The organism is Acidianus sp. HS-5 (assembly GCF_021655615.1).
Classification (GTDB): domain Archaea; phylum Thermoproteota; class Thermoprotei_A; order Sulfolobales; family Sulfolobaceae; genus Acidianus.
In genome coordinates, this window is sequence record NZ_AP025245.1 from 1,847,057 (window position 1) to 1,868,901 (window position 21,845).

General features: G+C 33.5%; 25 protein-coding genes and 1 tRNA gene. 9 read left to right on the forward strand and 17 right to left on the reverse strand.

Translation table 11 applies throughout. The annotated features are described in order from the left end of the window. Position 1 precedes the first annotated feature (1 nt). Positions 2-1,105, forward strand: coding sequence for an FAD-binding oxidoreductase (locus HS5_RS09880; protein ID WP_236751237.1), 1,104 nt, complete (start codon positions 2-4; stop codon positions 1,103-1,105). Here HS5_RS09880 and HS5_RS09885 read toward each other — a convergent pair. After that, entirely contained in the window at positions 1,102-2,091 is a 990-nt protein-coding gene (locus HS5_RS09885) for an MBL fold metallo-hydrolase (protein WP_236751238.1), read from the reverse strand. The genes HS5_RS09880 and HS5_RS09885 overlap by 4 nt on opposite strands. 31 nt (positions 2,092-2,122) lie before the next feature. Then, a complete protein-coding gene (locus HS5_RS09890; protein WP_236751239.1) occupies positions 2,123-3,925 on the reverse strand; it encodes an ATP-dependent DNA ligase in 1,803 nt (600 codons plus the stop codon). A gap of 136 nt (positions 3,926-4,061) precedes the next feature. On the opposite strand from HS5_RS09890, the gene dcd reads away from it, so the two are divergent. Continuing rightward, a complete protein-coding gene (gene dcd / locus HS5_RS09895) occupies positions 4,062-4,598 on the forward strand; it encodes a dCTP deaminase (RefSeq protein WP_236751240.1) in 537 nt (178 codons plus the stop codon). On the opposite strand, the gene HS5_RS09900 is transcribed toward dcd, so the two are convergent. The 5 genes from HS5_RS09900 to HS5_RS09920 are packed head-to-tail and all read right to left on the reverse strand — an operon-like array spanning position 4,570 to position 7,404. Continuing rightward, positions 4,570-5,250, reverse strand: a complete 681-nt coding sequence (locus tag HS5_RS09900) for a CopG family transcriptional regulator (RefSeq protein WP_236751241.1) — start codon at positions 5,248-5,250, stop codon at positions 4,570-4,572. The genes dcd and HS5_RS09900 overlap by 29 nt on opposite strands. A 55-nt stretch (positions 5,251-5,305) precedes the next feature. Next, positions 5,306-6,016 (reverse strand): thioredoxin family protein, encoded by a 711-nt coding sequence (locus HS5_RS09905; RefSeq protein WP_236751242.1) that lies wholly within the window; start codon positions 6,014-6,016, stop codon positions 5,306-5,308. 39 nt (positions 6,017-6,055) lie between these two features. Then, positions 6,056-6,721 (reverse strand): AmmeMemoRadiSam system protein A, encoded by a 666-nt coding sequence (gene amrA, locus HS5_RS09910; protein ID WP_236751243.1) that lies wholly within the window; start codon positions 6,719-6,721, stop codon positions 6,056-6,058. Beyond that, positions 6,609-7,169 carry a Mut7-C RNAse domain-containing protein gene (locus HS5_RS09915; protein ID WP_346729543.1) on the reverse strand — a complete coding sequence of 187 codons (561 nt, stop codon included), beginning with the start codon at positions 7,167-7,169 and terminating at the stop codon, positions 6,609-6,611. Before HS5_RS09915 ends, amrA begins: the two co-directional genes overlap by 113 nt. Next, positions 7,156-7,404 carry a hypothetical protein gene (locus HS5_RS09920; protein WP_236751244.1) on the reverse strand — a complete coding sequence of 83 codons (249 nt, stop codon included), beginning with the start codon at positions 7,402-7,404 and terminating at the stop codon, positions 7,156-7,158. The genes HS5_RS09915 and HS5_RS09920 overlap by 14 nt, the downstream gene beginning before the upstream one ends. Before the next feature lie 19 nt (positions 7,405-7,423). Between HS5_RS09920 and HS5_RS09925 the strand changes: the two genes are divergently transcribed. The 3 genes from HS5_RS09925 to HS5_RS09935 are packed head-to-tail and all read left to right on the forward strand — an operon-like array spanning position 7,424 to position 11,886. Further along, a complete protein-coding gene (locus tag HS5_RS09925; RefSeq protein WP_236751245.1) occupies positions 7,424-9,154 on the forward strand; it encodes an NFACT family protein in 1,731 nt (576 codons plus the stop codon). Positions 9,155-9,187: 33 nt separating this feature from the next. Continuing rightward, positions 9,188-10,057 carry an RIO1 family regulatory kinase/ATPase gene (locus tag HS5_RS09930; RefSeq protein WP_236751246.1) on the forward strand — a complete coding sequence of 290 codons (870 nt, stop codon included), beginning with the start codon at positions 9,188-9,190 and terminating at the stop codon, positions 10,055-10,057. Further along, the gene (locus HS5_RS09935) at positions 10,054-11,886 is read left to right on the forward strand and encodes a DUF460 domain-containing protein (protein ID WP_236751247.1); all 1,833 of its coding nucleotides are present in this window, start codon (positions 10,054-10,056) and stop codon (positions 11,884-11,886) included. The genes HS5_RS09930 and HS5_RS09935 overlap by 4 nt, the downstream gene beginning before the upstream one ends. Here the strand turns inward: HS5_RS09935 and HS5_RS09940 are convergent. After that, entirely contained in the window at positions 11,860-13,074 is a 1,215-nt protein-coding gene (locus tag HS5_RS09940) for a methionine adenosyltransferase (RefSeq protein WP_236753534.1), read from the reverse strand. The two genes, HS5_RS09935 and HS5_RS09940, sit on opposite strands and share 27 nt — an antisense overlap. 28 nt (positions 13,075-13,102) lie before the next feature. Then, positions 13,103-13,366 carry a U6 snRNA-associated Sm-like protein LSm6 gene (locus HS5_RS09945; RefSeq protein ID WP_013775406.1) on the reverse strand — a complete coding sequence of 88 codons (264 nt, stop codon included), beginning with the start codon at positions 13,364-13,366 and terminating at the stop codon, positions 13,103-13,105. Between the two features lie 106 nt (positions 13,367-13,472). On the opposite strand from HS5_RS09945, the gene HS5_RS09950 reads away from it, so the two are divergent. Continuing rightward, entirely contained in the window at positions 13,473-13,781 is a 309-nt protein-coding gene (locus tag HS5_RS09950; RefSeq protein WP_236753535.1) for an ArsR family transcriptional regulator, read from the forward strand. Here the strand turns inward: HS5_RS09950 and HS5_RS09955 are convergent. Beyond that, complete coding sequence (locus tag HS5_RS09955; protein WP_236751248.1) at positions 13,743-15,338, reverse strand: CTP synthase; 1,596 nt, start codon at positions 15,336-15,338, stop codon at positions 13,743-13,745. The two genes, HS5_RS09950 and HS5_RS09955, sit on opposite strands and share 39 nt — an antisense overlap. Before the next feature lie 89 nt (positions 15,339-15,427). On the opposite strand from HS5_RS09955, the gene HS5_RS09960 reads away from it, so the two are divergent. Both HS5_RS09960 and HS5_RS09965 read left to right on the forward strand, forming a co-directional pair. Continuing rightward, on the forward strand, positions 15,428-16,105 hold the full coding sequence (locus tag HS5_RS09960) for an orotidine 5'-phosphate decarboxylase / HUMPS family protein (protein WP_236751249.1): 678 nt from the start codon (positions 15,428-15,430) through the stop codon (positions 16,103-16,105). Between the two features lie 15 nt (positions 16,106-16,120). Further along, entirely contained in the window at positions 16,121-16,603 is a 483-nt protein-coding gene (locus HS5_RS09965; RefSeq protein WP_236751250.1) for a hypothetical protein, read from the forward strand. 38 nt (positions 16,604-16,641) lie between these two features. Here HS5_RS09965 and HS5_RS09970 read toward each other — a convergent pair whose 3' ends face one another. The 6 genes from HS5_RS09970 to HS5_RS09995 all read right to left on the reverse strand — a co-directional run bounded on the left by HS5_RS09970 (position 16,642) and on the right by HS5_RS09995 (position 19,909). Beyond that, positions 16,642-17,064: a DUF2153 domain-containing protein gene (locus tag HS5_RS09970; protein ID WP_236751251.1), complete on the reverse strand. Its 423-nt coding sequence runs from the start codon at positions 17,062-17,064 to the stop codon at positions 16,642-16,644. Between the two features lie 41 nt (positions 17,065-17,105). Continuing rightward, positions 17,106-17,495, reverse strand: a complete 390-nt coding sequence (locus HS5_RS09975; protein WP_236751252.1) for a Trm112 family protein — start codon at positions 17,493-17,495, stop codon at positions 17,106-17,108. Then, positions 17,492-18,853 (reverse strand): phosphoglucosamine mutase, encoded by a 1,362-nt coding sequence (glmM, locus tag HS5_RS09980; protein WP_236751253.1) that lies wholly within the window; start codon positions 18,851-18,853, stop codon positions 17,492-17,494. The genes HS5_RS09975 and glmM overlap by 4 nt, the downstream gene beginning before the upstream one ends. Positions 18,854-18,941: 88 nt before the next feature. Next, positions 18,942-19,032, reverse strand: a tRNA-Met gene (locus HS5_RS09985). Positions 19,033-19,425: 393 nt separating this feature from the next. Next, positions 19,426-19,626, reverse strand: a complete 201-nt coding sequence (locus HS5_RS09990; protein ID WP_236751254.1) for a hypothetical protein — start codon at positions 19,624-19,626, stop codon at positions 19,426-19,428. Positions 19,627-19,756: 130 nt separating this feature from the next. Next, the gene (locus HS5_RS09995) at positions 19,757-19,909 is read right to left on the reverse strand and encodes a hypothetical protein (RefSeq protein ID WP_236751255.1); all 153 of its coding nucleotides are present in this window, start codon (positions 19,907-19,909) and stop codon (positions 19,757-19,759) included. A gap of 714 nt (positions 19,910-20,623) precedes the next feature. On the opposite strand from HS5_RS09995, the gene HS5_RS10000 reads away from it, so the two are divergent. Continuing rightward, positions 20,624-21,259: a hypothetical protein gene (locus HS5_RS10000; RefSeq protein WP_236751256.1), complete on the forward strand. Its 636-nt coding sequence runs from the start codon at positions 20,624-20,626 to the stop codon at positions 21,257-21,259. A gap of 147 nt (positions 21,260-21,406) precedes the next feature. On the opposite strand, the gene HS5_RS10005 is transcribed toward HS5_RS10000, so the two are convergent. Further along, positions 21,407-21,817 carry a glycine cleavage system protein H gene (locus tag HS5_RS10005; RefSeq protein WP_236751257.1) on the reverse strand — a complete coding sequence of 137 codons (411 nt, stop codon included), beginning with the start codon at positions 21,815-21,817 and terminating at the stop codon, positions 21,407-21,409. Between the last annotated feature and the right edge of the window lie 28 nt (positions 21,818-21,845).

Here is a 21,845-nt window from a genome sequence, read left to right on the forward strand (position 1 = left end):
AATGATTATAATAGGAGCTGGAGGTCATGGACTCAGTTTAGCCTACCACTTAGTCAAAAAAGGGATCAGAGACATAGTCCTCATAGAGCAAAATAGGGTGGGTTACGGTTCAAGTGGAAGAAATGCCAGTAGGTATAGATATCATTTTTACAGTAAAGAAAATACAGAGTTCGCTTTAGAAGGTATAAAATACCTTATTTCGCAAAGGAGAGAGTTAAAATATAATCCTTTAATATATAAGACTGGATACTTATGGCTTTTAGATAATGAAAATTTAATTCAGAATTTTAGAAAATTACATTCCTTGTGGACTTCTTACTCCATCGGTGGAGAATTTTTGGAATGTAGTGAATTTGAATTCCTTAAAATAGATGAGACTTGCTATTTCGCTCCTCAAGATGGAGCATTTCATCATGATTATATAATTTACAGTTATTATGACAAGATAAAAGACAAGGTTAGTATAAAATATGGAAAAGTAGTAAAAATTTTACAGAATAATGGAAAATCTACTGGAATTAAACTTGAAAGCGGAGAGGAAATAAAAGATAATATAATAGTAGTAACTGCTGGAGCATGGTCTGGAGAATTATTAAAAACTTCAAACATAAATTTACCTATATATCCTGATAGAAAGGAAATATTCATAACAGAAGATGTTAAATTTAAAATTAAACCGCTAGTTATAGACTTTAAAAGGGAAATTTATTTCTCTCACACGCTTAAAGGAGAAATAATAGGTGGAATAGAAAAGGAGGATATAGGCTTCAAGGAATTTTCTGTGTCTTTTCTAGATTCTATAGAATACTTGAAGAGATTAAGGGAAGTAGTAAGAGGTATAGACGGTATAGGAATATTGAGGGGATGGTCGGGATATTATGAAATGACGCCAGATCACTCCCACGTAATGGGATATGATAATAATTGGCCGGAAGGACTATATGTTGATGCAGGATATAGCGGACATGGTATGATGTTCGCTCCTTATTCTGGAAAAATAATGGCAGATTTAATAGCTGATAATAGGAAAAATAAATTCATTCAGATATTTTCCCCGGATAGGTTTAAAGAGGAAAAACTTATTGAGGAAAAGATGGTTATTTAATCCTTGGGCAAACTTATAGCCTTCTTATTAAGGTATTTATTAACATATTCTGCAAACTCCTTATAATATCCTTTCCTTCCTCCATCCGTAACTATTAAAGATGCTGGAGATGAATCGACATAATAAACTAACTCATCAAAATCAGCATGATCACTAAGTGCAACTATTTTAGATTTATTATCTACATCTCTTATCGGACTAGAGAATTCCCAACCAGACAATGCAAAGTTTGCGAATTTAGAATCTCTATTTTTAAAATCATGAAAGTGCTTGAATTCAACATACCAGCCGTCTCTTATTATATCCTTGGCTTCATTACTACTTGCAGAAAAAACATCTTTAATTTCAAGACCGTATTTTATTGCAACGTCAGTAATTTCCTTTACCTTACCATCTACTATAAAAGGAGCTGTTATTCCGTTTCTCCTTAGTATTTTCATAGCCTCTTGAATCTTCCCATAATATGCGTAAACTCTCACAGGACCATAAATTAGAGAATCATTTATATAATCTGAAAATAAAGTTTCAACTTCGTCCCTAAATTTTCTCCTAAAGATAGGCTTCCCGTAAGTTGTATCAACAACCAATACGTCTGTATTAAGTATAGGAGTTCCTTTTCCAGGGCTCTTAAAATCACCGGTATAGCCTATACTTTCACCATTGGAATTACTTACAACTACCTGGGCTGCACCAAAAACATGATCTGCTTGAACTAGTTCTATTTTTTCGTCTTCTATTACAATTTTTATACCATAGTTTATTCCTATTGCTTTTCTCTTAGGTATATTATATCCCAGGATAGAGAGGACTTCAAGAGTTGGTGGAGTTGATATAATACCTATGCAAGACGAAATGCTCTTTTTCAATTGTAAAATATGATCGGCATGAAAATGTGTTACAACTCTAAAATTTCGATCATAATGACCGTCAACCGTAAAGTTATTACCAAGAAGTATTGCACCAGTTTTCTTAATATCGTAGAACACAAGACATATCTATACGTTATTTTATAAAAACTTATACATTTTGATCTGAGGGTTTTTCTTCTATCTTCTTTAATTGGCTCTTATACATCTCAAGGATTTCACGATTAGTAGTAGCATCCTCAGGGCTTTTATCTGGCCTCCACCTTATAAATCTAGGGAATCTTATAGATAGTCCGCCCTCAGCATATTGATCTTTACAACAAGTGTGTAAAGGAGATATAGTTATTTCTGCACCAATTATTTCAGCAACAATTGATGGAGTTAACCACACATCTGGAACCATGGTTGAAACTACTCTGGGATGAGGAGCGTCTCTCTTCAGTTCTGCTATCTTCTTCTGTAAATCATCTAATTCAGCATCCGTAAAGCCTGAAGCAACTTTACATACAGTTTCGAAAACGTCCTTATCGGGATTATATGCCGCCATTAAGAAAGAACTATACTTTCCGCCTTTTCTTCCTTTACCGTGAAAAGCTCCTACCATTACCAAATCTACAGTATCTGCCATTTCGCTTTGGTAATCTCTCTTAAACTTTATCCATAACCATCCTCTTGATCCAGCTTGATATATTGCATCTGGAGCTAAGGATTTCACCATTACGCCTTCCGCTCCTTCTGAGATTGCTTGATAGAAGAATTCCTTGAGTTTATCTACATTATCAGTTATAATATGAGTAGCTATATGAACGTAATCGTTATCTTCAACTATAGATTCGAGCTTCTTACGTCTTTCTGATAAGGGTTTTACTGTATAATCCTCTCCCTCATAATACATTAAATCGAACAAGAACACGTTAACTGGATATTCTTTTATAGCTTCATGAATATCTGACTTTCTTTTTCTATGCATTAATTCTTGAAAAGGCCTCATTTCTCCTGTCTCTGGATCTACAGGTATTATTTCTCCTTCAACTATAAACTCGTTACCTTTAACGTGTTTTAATACGTATTCTGCAACGTCAGGATATTGGTTAGTTATGTTCTCTAACCTTCTGGAAAATATGAAAACCTTATCTCCTGTCTTATGAATTTGCCCTCTCTCGCCATCGTACTTATAATCAACTAATGCCATGTTACCTACTTTATTCAGCATCTCTACAGGATCTGAGAGTCTTTCAGCTAGCATTGGCCTTATAGGAATTCCAGGCTGAGGTTTAATATTCTTTACTTGTTCTATTCCGCCTGTTGCTAAAAGTTTAGCAATGTTACCTAGGTCGGCTCTTAAGTTGTAAGCCCTTTCGACTATAGGTCTAAAATTCTGCCCTCCACCGAAGGTTATTGCTAATGCGTCCAATATTGTAGCATCTCCTATTCCTACTCTTAACCTTCCGTCGACAAACCTAACTAAGTATTTCGCTTCTAGAGGAGAGGCGTCTTTAAGCAATCCTGCTAAAAGCCTAATCTTTATGTCCCTACTACCTTCTCCAGTACTAGTTGCAACTTTCGTTAAATCATCATAAACTTTTTCTACTGTTAGTGGCGTTGATGATTTTTGTGCACCTAAAAATGCTAAAATATTTGCTGATTGTTGCTTTTGTTTTATATCGAAAGATACTTGACCTAAATCTCCTACAGACTTGTACATTTTCTCTATATCATCATCTTTTACACCAGTTGCTATTGATAATGCACGTACGAGAAATTTCTCGCCTATTCCTAATTCGGGCATTCCTAGAAAATCTGGCCAAAGCTTTCCTTGAATTAAATATACTACCTTATCTACAACATTTTTATCTGTATTTTTAAAAAGATCTGCAAGTAGTGAAGTGAGTTGAAGCCTTGAAGAAATCTTTTCTAATCTATCAAAGTAATCAGCTATAATTTTAAACTCCATAAATAAAAGTTTGAACTACGATATAATATATTTGATGATGAAAACCGGCAAGCCGGAAGGATGAAGTATCAGAGTTACTCTGAAGCCATTTTCCTTATAAATTGTGAGTGAATAATAAAAATAGTAGTAGATACTTATGATTCTTGGGGATCGTGATTTAAAATATTATCTAGAAAAAGGTTGGATAACAATTTCTCCATTAATTCAAGATACTATAAGGGAAAACGGTGTAGATTTAAGAGTCGGTGGCGAAATAGCACGGTTTAAGAAAACTGAGGAAGTCTATGAAGATGGGAAAGATCCATCTTCGTTCTATATAGTAGAAAAAGGAGAAGAATTTATTATAAATCCTAATGAACACGTTTTATTAGTAACTGAGGAGCACATTAAGCTACCCACCGACGTGATGGCTTTTGTTAACCTTAGATCTTCTTTTGCTAGACTAGGACTTTTCGTCCCCCCAACTATAGTAGACGCTGGTTTTGAAGGACAGTTAACTATAGAAGTTCTAGGCTCGGCATTCCCAGTAAAACTAAAAAGAGGAACTAGATTCCTCCACTTAATATTTGCAAGAACTCTAACTCCCGTTGAGAATCCTTATAATGGTAAATATCAAAGACAACAAGGAGTAACTTTACCTAAATTTAAATTCCAGATAACTTCCATGCCTTAATATTATTATCAAAATATATTATACCTAATTGTCTTAATTTTTGAAATAGCTTATGTTCTTGCTTAGTAAGATATTTTTGTGCTTCCATATCATCTGAAGTATGAATATCCGAAAGTTTCTTTACAAAGTTATTAAAGAAATCCACATCTACGGCTATTCTTTCTTTCTCTGTATAGAGGACTTTCCCTCCTTGCTTTTCAATTTTTTCAAAGAATAAATCTGGATTCTTTAGTTTTACTTCACTCTCATAAATTGCTCCTTGAGACTTAAGAATATCCATAGCAGTTTTCTTCTTTTCTCCACTAGGCTGCTGCGGGTATTGATGCTTCTCATGCTTAACTTCTACTTCCTCGTTCTTCTTACTCTCAATCTCATCTATTTTCTCACTCAAATCAGCTACCCTTTGTTTTAAATTCTCTACCTCAGCTGTAAATGGATTTACCATATCCTGAATTTTCCTCTCTAACTTTTTTGTGATTTCATCTATATTTTGTGTAACATTGGTTGTAGAATTGTTAATCCCATCACTTGGAGACTGTGATAATAGCTTATACTTAACATAATAACTAAGTATTGCAAAGCCTTGCTTATTTGCCTCCTCTTCAAGTTGTTTATACTCTTCATCTGTAAGTTTAATAACAAGTGTCTTCATGATTTCAACTTCTAATGAGAATCCAAAACATATAAGTTTAATTTAAAAAATATACTCATTTTACCTTTTGCTTTTCCAAGATCGTATTAACAAAATTCTCCTCATTAGGAACTCCTATAAACTCTACTGACTCATTTACAGCCAGTGTTGGGACTGACATTACTTGATATTTATCCGCGATATCTTGATTCTCATAAGCCTCTACCACTTCTGATAATACATCACACTTATTTGCCCTACATGCTTCATAAGCTACCATATGAGACAAAAGTGCCGCATAAGGACAGTAAGGACAAGAAGGAGTTACTACTACCTCAACTTTAACTTCACCGTTTAATTTATCTTTTATAGCTTGTACAGTTTCCTGACTTAAGCCACTTTCTCCTTGAGATAATCTTACAATAGTTTCTACTAAAGCTCTTATTTCCTCGCCGACGGGAGCACCGGTCCACCTTATATATCCCTTACAAAAAGCTACCGTAGGAATTCTCTCTACTTTAAACTCCTTAAATATTTGCTCTACTGAAGGGTCTCCACTACCTTTATCTTCAACATGAACTTGAAGTAGGCTTTTTCCCTCCCTTTGTGGTGCGGCTTCGCTAACGAATTCCATCAGCTTCTTTGTTAATCCGCAATAATTACAATTAACATCCTTCGAGTCTATAAAAACATACACATCAACAGGATTTTTCATATCTTTTAAAGCGTCTTTCAAAGCGTCCCTTACTTCATCAGTGAAAAGTTCTGCATATTCCTCTTCACTCATGTTAATCCACTTGTATATTGATTAACAACCCTTAAAAGGTTATTCTGAAAAATCAAACTTTTTGCATTTAACATCAGATGGTTTTATCATAAGGATTTCATCAGAGCTGGGATACTTTTCTCTAAATATTATACCTTCAAATCTCTTTATTCTAATACTATTATCTAACCAACAATCTGGGTTTAATCCTGCCTTTAAACAAGTTTCTGCTAGAAAAGTCTCCTCATCCCAACAGTATTCCATAGGAACTTGTGGTAATAGTAAACCACTATATAATATTCCTTTTTCAACTATTAACCCGTCTCTACCTACTTTTATCGCCTTAGGTAGATCTTTCCTTTCATTAACTATAACTTCCTCTGGCTTAGTCAATACAGTAACTTCAATAATTATGTTCCCAATCTCGTCCTTCGTTAACGGGGGAAATCTAGGATCCGAAAAAGCTGCCGCTATAGCAGCATTTCTAACGATCTCCTTTAAAGGAGCTACCGCTTCTACGTAGCCTATACACCCACGTAATGTAGTTGTCTCTCCTAAAAGAGTCTCCAATGTAACAAATGCTAAGCCTTTCTTATTAAGTATCTCACTTTCCTTATACTCGAGTGAGCTTCGTAATCCCAATTTTTTCATTATTGCCTGCCTTGCTATCTTGATTAGTGCTTTGCCCTCCTCTATTCCTAGTTCTTGAATTGTAACTAAGCTCATCTGTTTCTTTCTTTGCTTTTGCCTTAATAAGTATCTCTTCTATTGTCTTCCAATGCTTTCCTTTCCAGTACTCTTTCTTGCATTTAGTACAACGCCATTTATTATCACCAGTTTTTTCTAATACACCATTACATTCAGAACATCTAGACGCTTCAATTCTAGCTTCTAAATCTATTCCATATTTTAAAGATAATTTAGCTAAAGTTGTTATAATATCGTAATCTGGAGGAATTAAAAAGCATTCCAAACCCCTTTTCCTCGCTCTAATACATAGCCCTCTATCCTTAGTTAATATAATTCTTTTATCTTTCTCAGCAATTTTTATCACTTTCCAATCTTCAATATCATTACTGTAATAAGTATCGTACCCTAAAATTCTAAGCCATCTAGCCAATTTTCCTAACATTGCATCAGCAATAAACTTGCTTTGCATTTTATCCAAAGACATTATATACAGTAACTAATATTAAAAACCAAGCTATAGCTAACGTGAGACCACCTTTACCAAAAACGAGCCAATTCTTTTTAATTTTAAAGTAAAACGTTACTACTGGTATACTAACAATATACGCAATTATTACTGCTATTAATGCATAAATAAAAGATCCAGCAAACACTGAGAATACTCCTGCTATTAATCCTAATATACCTCTCAACAAGAGAATTTTATCTTCAATATCCACAGTTTTAGAATGTAAAAAGATGGCTATAAAGTTACCAAGAAAAAATTCCATGAGTTATATAGATTTACTAGCTTGGGTAGTTGAAAATAAAAACGAGTTAATAGGATGTAGAATAGATAACATTTATAATTTAGAAAAATTAGAAAATGTGTTCATATTTAAATTGCATTGCAAGAGCTATGATAGGAATTTAATAATAGAACCAGGAACAAGAATAAACTTCACTAAATATGATATTCAAAAGGAAATAGGAAATAAGGCAAAAACTCTAAGAGAGCTAATAAGAGACCTTATAATATCTAATATTGAAATAATGGATAAGGAAAGAATTCTAAAAATCGAGTTAAGCAATGGAATGAAAATAATACTTGAATTATTACCAAGAGGATTACTTTTAGTTTTAGATAATCAAGATAAGATAAAATTTGCAACTGAATACAAAGAATTTAAAGATAGGATTGTAAAGCCGGGTTTGACATATACTCAACCGCCAAAGCCTAAAAAGACTGTTATTCCTAAAGACGTCATAAATGCTCTACATCTAGCTGAGACCGCTAATGTAGAAGAAGAATATGATAAATTGGAAAAATCAATTATTGAAGGTAAAATAACTCCTTGTATTCAAAAAGGCATAAATTTCATGCCAATAGAATTCGAAGGCTGTGAAAAAGGAACGTCGTTTAATGATGTTATAGATGAGTATTTTCTTGAATTAACTAAAGAAAGAGAGATACAGAAAACAACAGAAAAAATTGAAGGAGAAAAGAAAAAGCTAGAGAAAACAATTCAACAAATAGAGGAGAATATAAAGGAATATGAAGAAAAAGCTGAAGAATTGAGAAATATAGGAAAATACCTTATGGAGCACTATATGGAAGTTGAAAATGCCGTGAAAAATAAACAAAAGAAAATTAAAGTTGGAGACAAGGAAATAGAAATAAATCCTGGCTTCTCTGTAACTAAAAATTCATCCCTCTATTTTGATAAAGCAAAAGAATATGTAGAAAAAGAGAAAAAAGCAAAAGAGACATTGGAAGAACTTAAGAGAAAACTTAATGAAATTGAAAAAGAAATAAAAAGGGAAGAGGAAGGAAGAAGACTATCAATAAGGAAGAAAGAATGGTATGAGAAATACCGTTGGAGCTTTACTACTAATGGGTTTTTAGTAATAGCTGGAAAAGACTCAGATCAAAACGAGAGCTTAGTAAGAAAGCTTCTTGAGGATACTGATATATTCATGCATGCAGATATCCAAGGTGCTGCAACAACTATAATTAAGAATCCGAAAAATATTACGGACCAGGATATTTATGATGCAGCAGTTATTGCAGCAAGTTATTCTAGAGCTTGGAAAATGGGTTTAGCTGCAGTTGACGTATTTTGGGTTTACGGCAATCAAGTATCTAAAAGCCCACCTACTGGAGAATATTTACCTAAAGGATCGTTCATGATATACGGTAAGAAAAACTACATTAAAGCAGTAAAATTAAGCCTTGCAATAGGTTTCAAAATAGATGATACTCTCGAAATTATAGCAGGCTCAGAAAACAGTATTTCTGCTAAAGTCAAGAATTACGTAGTGATATCTCCGGGTGAAGAATTAGAAAGAACTGTAGATAGAATAGTAAAAATACTTAGTGAATTAAATTCAATAAGTCCAAGTAAAGAACTTAAAAGTGAAGTACTATCAATATTACCAGGAAAGTCAAAAATTGTCAAAGTAGTTAAAGAAACTAACGGCAAACAATAATAACCCTAAGGTTAATTTTATATTAATATTCTTATGCCATCCCTTACTTTAGCAGAAAAAACCTCATTAGTACTTCCAGAAGATTACTCAATACTTAAGACATTTGTTGAATTAAAAGATAAGTACGAATATTTAACCGAAGATGAGCTAAAAAATAGATTAAACTTTACAGACAGTGAGTTAAGAATTTCCTTAGAAAAACTGAGAGGATTAAAAGCAATATCTTGGGATATAATTGCTGGTAAAAGAGCTTATAAAATAACCTTCACAGGCCTAGATATCTTATCAATAAAAATGCTTTACGTGAATAAAGTCCTAAACAGATTAGGTTTAATAATAGGAGAAGGTAAGGAAAGTAACGTATATTATGGATATGACTTTGATAACAACACTATAATAGCAAAATTTCATAGAGTAGGAAATACAAGTTACAAGAATGCCAGAAAATTAAGAGGATATAACGAAAGAAAAAATTGGATTTCAATAACTCTTGATAACGCAAAGAATGAATATACTGCTTTAAAGTGCTTATCAGAAAATTTAGCTAAAGTCCCTAAACCTTTAGGTTATGCATTTAATGCAGTAGTTATGGAATATATAGAAGGGCCTAGTTTACTTAAGGCAGAATTAAATAACCCTAAGGAAGTATTAGATGAAATTTTAGGCTCTCTTAGAATTGCCTATCTGTACTGTAATAAAATGGTACATGGAGATTTAAGTCCGTACAATATAATTATTGGAGGAAATGGAAGTCCGTACATAATTGATTGGCCCCAATGGAAACAAGATGACAACGGGCTATTAGATAGAGATATAAATAATATAATATCCTTTTTCAATAAAAAATATGATATATCGGAAGATTTGAATTATATAATGAATTTTATCAAGGGGAAAACATGAGGATAATGGGTATAGATATAAATCCTGGAAGTAGCCCGGTTAACTTATTGGACGCAAAATATTCTATAGTAATATTAGATAATAATGGAAATATAATTCAAAAATATGATGAAATAGGTATATCTAAAATTATAAGATTAGCTTGGGAATATGATATTTCTGTATTAGCTACAGATAATATATATGAACTAGGAGAAAGTGATAGACAAGTAATTAAAATAGTTAGCTTATTTCCTGAAAACGTAGAGCTTGTCCAAGTTACTTATAATAATGGAGAGTTCATGGACATAAGAGAAGTAGCTAAGAATATGGGTATCGAAGTTCAAGGAAAGCCCAACCCAAGTAAAACTGCTTATTTAGCGGCCTACTTAGCGTTAAAAGGAGCAGGAACTAAAATAAAACTAACAGAAAATAAAACTAAGATAATAATTTCCAGGGGCAGACACTTAGGACCTGGCGGTATGAGTTCCAATAGGTACAAGAGACATATTAGAGGATTAATATTGAGAGTATTTAAAGAAGTAAAGGAAACTCTTGATAAAAATAGCATAGATTATGACGTAATATTAAGGAGGTCAAGGAACGGTTTAGAAAACGCAACATTCGTAGTATATGCGCCAAGAGAAAAATTATACGGAATAGTTAAGAAGATGAGGGGACATGATGTTAACCTTGAAATTAGACCGGTTTATAAAACTAAAATAGATTTCGAGACTAATAAAAAGATAGAGAAAAAGCCCATAATAGTTGGAATAGATCCAGGCATTTTTGTAGGAATTTCCGCAATAGATGTTCATAGTAATCCTGTGATTTTAGAGTCTAAGAAAGGAATAGATAGAGAGGAGATAATAAATAAATTATCAGAAAAAGGTTCAACCATAATAATAGCCACAGATGTGAATCCTGTACCAGACGCAGTGAAAAAGATCGCAGGGATATTAAAGGCAAAATTATACGTACCAGATAAGTCATTAAGCGTTGATGAGAAACAAAAACTGCTTCAGGAGTATTCTGAGAAGTATAACTTAAACATAACCGATCCTCACATTAGAGATTCTTTAGCAGCTGCATTAAAGGCATATAAAGAATTAGAAAATAAACTCTCACAAGCATCATCTACTATAAGGAAACTTGGCCTAGATATAGATGAATATTTAGTATATAAGTGTATCATAGAAGGAAAAACAGTAGCAGAGTGCATAGAAAAACAGATTGAAAACGAGATTGCTGAAGAAGAAAATAAGGAAATAATAAAAGTTGAGAGAATTGAAAATAAGGAAAAACAATCGGGTAGTAAAACTCTAACTGAAAATTCAGAATTAAAGCATGAAATATTTAGATTAAGAAGAGTAATCTCACAATTGCTGAACGAAAAATATGAGATTGAAAAGAAGTTATACGAAATTAAAACTCAGTTTAATGCGGAAGTTGAGAGAGATAGACGTATTTATAAATTAAAAACAGAACTTGAAGAAAGGAATAAATCAATTGTGAAACTTCAAGGAGTAATAAAGGATTACTCTGATAAAATAGGTAAACTCGAAAGAATAATAGACGATTTAGTGAAAGGCAATGTAAACATTATAAAATCAAATTCATTAATAGAAATTTCAGACTACAAAGTTAGAATTTTGGGAGAAGAAGTTAACTCGGTAATATTCAGCTATGTAGGAAAAGATTTCATAATTTGTAAATCAAACATATTAGACGACATAAATAAATTAAATAAAGAAAAAGAAATACAAAAGGAAATGGATGTTAATGATGTAAGAAATATCATTGAAGAATATAGGAAACAAAAATTAAAACATGGAAACTTTACCGTCTAATATCATTTCGGTAATCTTATTGAATGACTCTAGATATTCGTCGACAATTCCATTGATCTCATTCTTTAAATCATCAGATACCTTACTATTTTCAGCACTAACTTCAACGTTGACTACTAATGGATCATCTATTGGTCTGCCTATTTGACCTAATACCTCGACCTGAACGTTCCTAATTTTAGTTTCATCCATGATCTTCCTAGAAATTAACATTGCCATAATGTTGTATATTTTACCTACGTGATTCACGGGATTTTTACCTGCAGTAGCTTCTAAGGACATAGGTCTCATAGGCGTTATTAGTCCAACTCCTCTATTTCCCCTTCCCGTCATTCCATCATCTCCATGCTCTGCAGAAGTTCCAGTAACTGTTAAATACAATATTCCTTGGTCTATTCTATCTCCAGTGTTTATATATACATTAACCTTATGATCTGGAGCTATTCTACTTGCTAGGTCTAAAATTTTCTGCTTAGCTTCATCCTTAATAGCTAAATAATGATTAGTATCATCTATTAATTCACTTATAGTTGACATTGCAACTGTAAGATCTATTTCTTTACCTCTCCTTAGTCCCATGACTTTTATATCCTCACCAATCTCTGGAAGTTCAGATTTAACTTCCTTGGAATTTAACATTCTTTCAGTTTGATATACTAATTCTTCCAATGTGGAAAATGGAGCAAAACCTACTCCAAAACTAGTGTCATTAGATAAAGGAATTGTTTTACCTTTATTGAATATTCCAACTAGGTCTGTAGAACCTTTACCAACTTTATAATCAACAATAACATGCTTCTCTGGATCTAAATACCTGAAATTATTTTTTATCCAGCTTTTAACACTTTCAACTATTATAGTACCTATAGGGACATTCTGAATTCCGTCTTCAGTTCTAACTTCCGTAGTAGCCCTACCTGCAACTATAATATAAATAGGCTGTATAACTTCTCCTCCTTTAAATTGCGGTTGAGCTTGACCCCCTACTACTAGAGTCTTATCTAGATTATGGTGAAGTATAGTGCCGAACCTCTTTAGGTAATATAATGATAACTTCCTACTTGCCTCTTCTGATGCAGAATCTGCAATATAATCTGGATGCCCTGTTCCTTTTCTTTCTGCTAATTCTACTGGTAGATTATTAATATCTTGAACTCTTGCAGGTTCAACTACTATGTTTTTCATTATACTTTCACTTTCGTTTGATGTTATAAAATTATTTTTCTTTATTCATTATTGTCTCATAATCAATGCTTATAAAGAGAACATTACTACCTCTTATCAAAACTCTGCCATATTTTGCTACAGGTTCTGCAGTACCTTCTCTAAGTTCTGTGCAGTCCCTAAGTACTAAATTCATCGTACCATCAGTTTGTTCTAATTTACCAATGTACTCTGAGCCATCCTTAAGTTTAACTAACACGATTTTATTTACAGCTGACTTAATGTTCTTTAATGGATTCTCAACCTTAGCTTGCAAAATAAATCTCCTCTTCCTAATCAATTATTTAACTAATATAAAAGAATGACTAGAGTTTTTTACGCAAAAAGACTTTTGAATAAAAGCTAACATGAGCTTTTTATTCATGGAACTTATAGTGACAGATCCAGAGGATATCTTAAGAATTTCTACAGCATTTTCTTCCATGACTAGGATAAATATACTAAAACTAGTTGCAGAAAAACCAAAAAGCATAACTGAACTAAGTAACGAGCTAATGATGTCTAAAGGCAACATAAGCTCACAAGTTGCGGAATTACAGAACGCAGGATTAATAGAAATCTCTTATGAAAACGGAGAAAAAGGAATTAAAAAAATGATAAGATCGAAATACGATAAGATTATTATAATACTTTCAGAGTCCAGCGGCAGCCTTCAAGAATCCAACAAATAACGGTGATGGACGTAGAGGCCTGCTCTTAAATTCTGGATGAGCTTGAGTTGCTACAAAGAATTTATGATCCTTCAATTCTATCATTTCGACTAAACCGTTCTCGCTAACTCCAGAAATTACCATGCCTGCAGACTGTAATTTATCAACGTATTCAGGATTAATCTCATATCTATGCCTATGCCTCTCATAAACTTCTGGTTTACCATAAATACTATAAGCTATCGTTCCTTCCTTGAGAATAATCTTTTGAGCTCCCAACCTCATGGTTCCACCTACTTGCGTAACCCTCTTTTGCTCATCTAAAAGAGTAACCACGGGATAAGGAGTATTAGGATCAACCTCTGTAGTATGTGCACCTTTTAGACCTAATACGTCTCTGGCGAACTCCACTACTGCTAATTGTAAACCATAGCAAATTCCAAGATAAGGAACGTTGTTAGTTCTAGCATATTTTATTGCTTTTAGTTTTCCTTCTACGCCTCTAGCTCCGAAACCCGGTAATACCACTATTCCATCTAATCCTTTCAGTTTCTCCTCAATTGCATTATCCTTCTCCAGATCAGTAGACTCTATCCAGACTATCTGAGGTTTAATATGAAGCGACGCAGAAGCATGATATATTGCCTCCTTTATGCTCAGATAACTATCCTTTAATTTAGTATATTTACCTACTAAACCTATTTTAACAACTTTATTACCATTCTTTAACGCATTAATAAAATTTATCCAATTATCAAGTTTAGGCTGTGAATCCTTCAGATCAAGCTTTGAGAGAACCTTTGATGGAAGTGCTTGTTTCTCTAAAATTAAAGGAACTTCATAAGCAGTTGATACATCGTAATTAGAAAAGATGTAGTCTGGTTTTACATTAGTGAATAAAGCTATTTTCTTCTTAGTTTCGTCATCTATAGGAACAATTGACCTTGCAATTATAATATCTGGCTGGATTCCTATTCTTCTTAACTCTTGAACGCTGTGCTGCAAAGGCTTTGTTTTTAGCTCTCCAGTTATACTTAGATATTCAACTAGAGCAACATGAATAAAAACGATGTCATGCTCCTCTTCCTCTAGTTTCATTTGTCTTACTGCCTCAAGGAACGGTAGGCTTTCAATATCACCTACAGTACCTCCTATTTCAACTATTACAATATCAGCCTTATCTAATTCCGCGACTTTTCTTATCATAGATTTTATCTCATCAGTAACGTGAGGTATAATTTGAACTGTTTGACCTAAATATTTGCCTTCCCTTTCCTTCTTTATGACTTCAAAATAAACCTTACCTGCAGTAACATTATTGTGCTTACTCATATCTATGTCGAGAAACCTTTCATAATGACCTAAATCCAGATCAGCTTCTGCTCCATCGTCAGTTACAAAGACCTCACCGTGCATGTAAGGGTTCATTGTACCGGCATCTACATTGATATAAGGATCTACTTTCACAACTGATACATTGTATCCTCTTGCCTTTAGAAGAAGTCCTATAGACGCAGCAACTGTGCCTTTTCCTACACTAGATAATACACCACCAGTTACTATTACGAACTTTGTCACTACATAATCACAGTAACAAGTTCTCGATTTTTGAGCTTAAAAACTCTTTTATAGATTAATTTAATTATTACCTCATCTGCTTATGTCATATGAAAGACGAAATTATTGAAAAAATTTCTAACAAAAAGAACTTGCAAGTAGCGTTAGATTTCATATCTCTCGATGACGCAATGAGAGTAGCAAAAATGGCAATAGAAGGAGGAGTAGATATAGTAGAAGTAGGAACTCCCCTAGTTAAGGCTGAAGGAATCAGAGGAATGAAACAGCTAAGAGAACTCGCCAAGAATAAAATTCTACTAGCAGATACTAAAACTGCTGATGCAGGTGACGTGGAAGTAGAACTCGCTAAACAAGGTAATGCAGATATAATGACAGTTCTCGGAATAATGAGTGATTCCACAATAAAGTCAGCAGTAGATAAAGCGAAAGAACTAGGAATTTTAGTACAGGCCGATTTAATTAACGTTAATGATCCTGTAAAAAGAGCAAAGACTCTGAAAGACCTTGGAGTAGATATAATAGGTTTACACGTTGGTTTGGATGTTCAAAAAGAACGCGGAATTACTGTAACATCCTTAAAGAATGAGATTAAACAAATATCAGAATTCTCGCTTGTATCAGTTGCAGGAGGACTGAATGAGAAGAATATTGCCGATTTGCTAGATTTGCCTATAAATATCTATGTAGTAGGAGGAGCAATAACCAGAAGTAGTGATCCCCTACTTGTTACAAAACGTTTAATTAATATAATAGGAGGATATAAATAAGATAGGGGATTAAGTTTGTCACAGCCTGGGCAGACAAAAACAAAGGAATTAAAAACAATTACTAAACAAGTAATTACTCCTTCAGTTTTAAAAGAGGATAAGAAAAAAGTACAATTGATGTATATAATAAAACTATTTGGAGGAATATCAGAAAGAGCTTTAATAACTCTACTTTATGAGGCTTCACAAAAGGGTCTAAATTTAGATTATAAATTTAATGTAATAGGAAATAATGTCTTCAGTCCAATGGTAAAGGAAGACCTTACATCTTTACTTTATTTAGGGTTAATTGAAAACGATCCAACAAGTAAAAAACTAAAACTATCAAATGATGGAGAAGAAGCGTTAGAAGAGAATCAATCAGTAATCGATGATAACTTCAAAAATCAATTAAACCAAATTCTAGGAGAAATAAAATCCAAGATAGTCGCTATTGATGAAGAATACACATTGAAATTAAGAAGTGCTAACAGAGGATATAGCAGAAGAAGGTATTAATAAATAACAAAAACTTTTAGTTTTCAAGACCAAAAATTTTACATCGTAGTGAAAGTTATTCTCCTATTATTTTGGTTCTGCTGTTCTTCAAACAATGGCCTGGACCATATTAAAGGATCTAATTTGCCTTCTTTTCCTAATTTATTTATCAAATCGCGTGCTTCGCTAGTATGCCTAATATCTAGTTCAAGTAATTGTTCTAATATACCCCAGCTGGTCTTCTTTACATCTTCTAGCATTTCTTTAGGCATATGCTTTATTATCATTGGATCTTGTAACCACTGGTCAAACGCTTTTATAGTCCTCATCATGTGTTGGAAAGCCACTCTAGAAGCTAAGATTAAATCTAACCTATCCATGTCCTTATTGCTCTCATTCTTCTCCATGTCCTTAATAGTAGCAAGTAAGCTCTTCTGCATCTTTATCCATTCGTCTAAATTAGATAGAAATGAACTTTCCAAGATTTACACCAAAAATACATTTGTAAACAAGGTTAATAAGCTCATTTTAAACTCGATAAGTTAAATGGAATACCATTCTCTACAATATAAGGCGGTAACTTAGTCTTATTCTTTTCAAGGAATTTTAAATCTTCCTCTTTCTTCCTCAATTTATCAGGCAACATTCTAGGAATTTCGTCAATTATTGGATACCATCTTTTGCATTCTGGACAATAAAGTACTCCTTCTTCTATTTCATAAGTTATGCATTCATCGCATGGAGGATCCTCAACGTTTTTTACCTCAGAATTTTTATATGCGCAATAAAGCTCGCATAAAGGCTTCTTTTCATCTGTAGCCCTCTCAATCTTTTTCTGAGAAATAACTATAAGCTGAAGAGGAAAATGCTTGCACATAGGACAAGCTAATAAATCCATTAATCTATACTTCATACTAAACTACCTACCAGCTTTACTAAATCATTAGCAAGATTTTGTGCCTTTTCCTCATTCTTAGCTTCAACCATTACTCTTACTATAGGCTCAGTACCGCTCTTCCTAACCAAGAACCAGTAGTCTGGGGTAATCACTTTCACTCCATCTATAGTTACGATATCGCCAGGATATGCAGACTTCACTGCTTCATATATTTTCTCAACATTCGTGTCCTTGTTAATATGAACCTTAGTCTTCACAGTGTAATACTTAGGTAAATTATCGAAAAGCTCTGCTGAGGAAATATTCTCAGAAGCTAACATTTCAAGCATTAAGGCAAAGGACATCGCACCGTCTCTAACGTACTGATGAAGAGGGAAAATGAATCCGCCATTCTCTTCAAAGCCTGCAATTCCCTTCTCTTCCATTAATTTATGAGCAATATCAACACTACCCACTTTAGTCCACACTACCTCTATGTTATATTTCTTAAGGTAATCCTGAACTAGGACGGAGCTTGAAACTGCTGTAAATATTCTCCTTGGATATCCACTCTCCTTAGTTGAAGCCCAATAAGATAGTAATGCTCCGCTCCTGTCTCCCCATTGTACTCTACCTAAAGAATCTATAAATATTGCCCTATCAGCATCACCATCATGGGCAACACCTAAATCAACCTTAAGTTCTTTAGCAAGGCTTGCAGTTTCCTTTAAACTATTAAAGGTAGGCTCTGGAGTCCTAGCAGTAAATAAAGGATCTAGATTAGTGTTTATACCATATATCTTACAGCCCAACTCCCTTGCAACTATAGGAGAAGTTATTGAACCTACACTATTTGCACCGTCAATCAGTACTTTAAATTCCTTCTTCTTTATTTTCTCAACATCAACATGACTTAAAACACCTTTAACATAATTATCTACTACCCTATCCTCTTTCTTTACGTCAAAAGTTAAGGTCCTCCAATCTTCAGAATAGAATTTTCCAGAAAAGTAAATATCCTCAATCTCGTTTTCCTTATCCCTAGAAATCTCAACACCGTCCTTATCAATTACTTTTATCCCATTATATTCTGCTGGGTTATGGCTAGCAGTAATAATTACTCCGGCATCATAACCTAAGGTCTTCACGGCATACTGTAAAGCCGGAGTAGGTGCAAAGCCTCCTTCATAAACTTTAACTCCTGCACTCAATAAACCGCTCTCAACAGACCTAGTATACATATCTCCGCCTGCTCTAGCATCTCTTCCTATAAGTATTGTAGATCCTTTACCAAAAAATGTACCAATAGCCTGTCCCATTTTTTGAGCTAACTCTATAGTTAACTCTTTATTTATAGTTCCTCTTATTCCGTCCGTACCGAAAAGTTTGCCCATAATATAGTATTCGGTTACTCAATTTAAGATTTCAGCATTTCCAGCGGTAATCATAAGTTCATTCGACCCTCTTCTCATCATAAAAAGGTAGCGGCGCCTGGACTTGAACCAGGGACCTCAGGGTGCCTCAGGGCAAGCCCCTATGAGCCCTGCGGCCTACCAGGCTGGCCTACGCCGCTGAGTACATTTTATACTTTGGTCACTATAAAATTTTCTCGTCTATTCTTAGGAATAATAAGGACATTACTAGGAAAACTTATGATAGTATTAATTCAAAAACGGTAAATTCTGTCACCGGTAATAAAGAGACGATTCAGGTTTTCTTTGCGAATTCACTTTGTTTCTATAATCTGATAAAAATATTGTGACTTTAGTTGTCAAATACGTTTTCATTGATGTGATAATTTAATTAAATATATCTCTATAATTCTCTATTATTCCAATTCGCGATGTAGAACTGAATCGTCCTGAGAGCTTACTACATGTGTGCTAGGTTTTGTATTAAAATTCAGAAATTATACATGTAGGCTTTTATAATAATATTAAAATACAGCACCCAATTTTTTCATATCTTAGTCGTTACTTACTAACTCAGCATTAATCTTAGTTGAACAATAGAAATGAATTGAATCCTCAAAGTCCAGCTTATACTTTCTAGCAACTTCAGAAATCTTAGGCAAATCTTCAGGATCTATGTGGACGAATTTTACACTAAGGTCACTGAATACCTTTAAGAGAGTCTCCATTACCTTCTTGGAATTCTCTCCAGTCAAGTGTGAAATTATTATAATAAGTTGAAAGAAGGTTTATTTCTGAAGTGTATATGTCCTTCGTTTTTCTTATCCAGTATTCGGGCTCTGTCCGCAAATTCAGGATGGTTTGTCAAATAATGTACAAAAACATTTACGTCAAAATATCTTTTATCCATTTTTTACTCCTCTCTTTTATCGCATCTTCCAAAATCCTATCAACATCTTTAGAAAAGTTCACTTTAAATATTCCCCTATAATTGACCTCCTTTGAAATAGGTACTAATTCTATTTTATCATTTTTCACAGTATTTTCACCTTATCGTGAATATTCATTTCGTCTCTAATTTCTTTAGGAATAACTATCTACCTTTACTGTCTACAGTAAGTACAAATTCCTTTTCTTCCATTATGTTCCACTATATTTCCCACATATAAAAAATTATTTATATTGGTTGTTTTATTGATTACTTCAATTTTTATCAAAATTGACGTAAAACTTACTTTTAACGCAACGTCTGATTTTGAATTTAAGAAAAATTAACGAGATTAACAACTAAGAAAATTGAAGTACCCAACAAAGCATCCTCGACCAATAAATCTATATAGGACTTGTGAATGACCAAATAAACTATGCAGATGTGAAAAGCCATAACGATCATATAATAATTCAAATTTCAAAGCAGTTCACTCAGATAGTGACGGAGTAACTATAGATAAAGATCTTACACTATATATAGAGGAAAGATTGAGTTGTTTTATGGGTTCATTGATAAGGTTAGGGAAGATTTTAGGAATATATTTGATAATAAGCTTTAAGCCACCACAGACGAAGGAGTATTATTAGATCTAATAAATCAAACATGTCAAATGTTAGCTCGTATTAATAACAATCATAATAGATTTAAGCTAGAGGCTTTATCGCAATTTTCTATGTAGCAAATTCCATTATCAACTCTACATTTTTCGTAATTATAGAAAGCTTTAATAATAATTTACGAATAAAGATTAATGACTAAAAATGGAAAAGACCTTTCAGATAAATAATGCAGATATAAACGGTATACATGATAAGTTAATGAATGAGTTACAAAACAGAGGATTTGAAATCCATAGGGACGAGCCTAGGGATAACGGCTTTAAGGTCTTTGTTAGAAGAGGAGAAGAGCATGGAGAAGTAGAGGTATTTAATGACTGGGATACAGTGAAGCTAATAACGCATGGTGAACTAGAATGGGATTTAATGAACACAGTAGAACCGTTGATAAACCAAGAACAAGTACCTTCTATATCGAAGACTCCTAATATGCAGAGTTCCCCTACGGTACATATGCAACAGCCTTCTCCACCACAAACACCTCCTATGCAAGATACACCTTCAGTACCTCCTCAACAGCAATTCCCACGCCCTAGTCCTATGCAATACGGTATACCCCAGCCACCCACACCTCAACAGTCAGTTCAGCCTTCAATGTATTATCCTGCGCCTCAATTACCTACATCTCAAGGAGGACTTCCAGAGCACATGCAGATAGTTAATATCTTAACTCAGAGTGGTTACCAGATAGAGGTAAATACTGTCAACGGTCAAATATTCTTCGTAAGGGGTAGAAAAGGAAACTATGTAATAGACATAGAAGGTAGACCTCAGCCTTAATTTTTAGAGCAAATTTATGAGATTTTTATCTTAGAAAAATGATAATATTAAATTATCATAAAATATCTAGACTTATAGTTAGCCATTTACTTAAAATAAAAATAGGCTTGTATAAAAAAAAGTTACTACATTACTGTAATATTAAGGCTATTTTACTACTCTTTCACTCTCTACTTCAAATTCCTTAGAAACTTCACTAATTTTCTTGAATTTTGCCTCATTATACGTTCCCCTTACCTTTAATATCCACGAGTCGTAAGGTTTTTCGTTCAAAAGCGCAGGATTTTTGACTACTTCTTCATTTATTTCTATAACTTCACCTTCTATTGGGAGTCTAAATTTTCCTACCCACTTTGCGGATTCTAAAGTAAATAATACAGACCTTGAGTTAACTTTCTCTCCCTTATCCTTTACAGACACTTCGAAAATCTTTCCTGCCATGTACTGTCCAAGTGATGTTATGCCTATTGTTATTATATCTCTCTCAACTCTTATCCATGCATGCTCTTCTGAGTAATATAACAGATCTTCGGGGCATTCAAATCCGTTTATATTCATAAGATAATTAAAACATATTAACTTATTA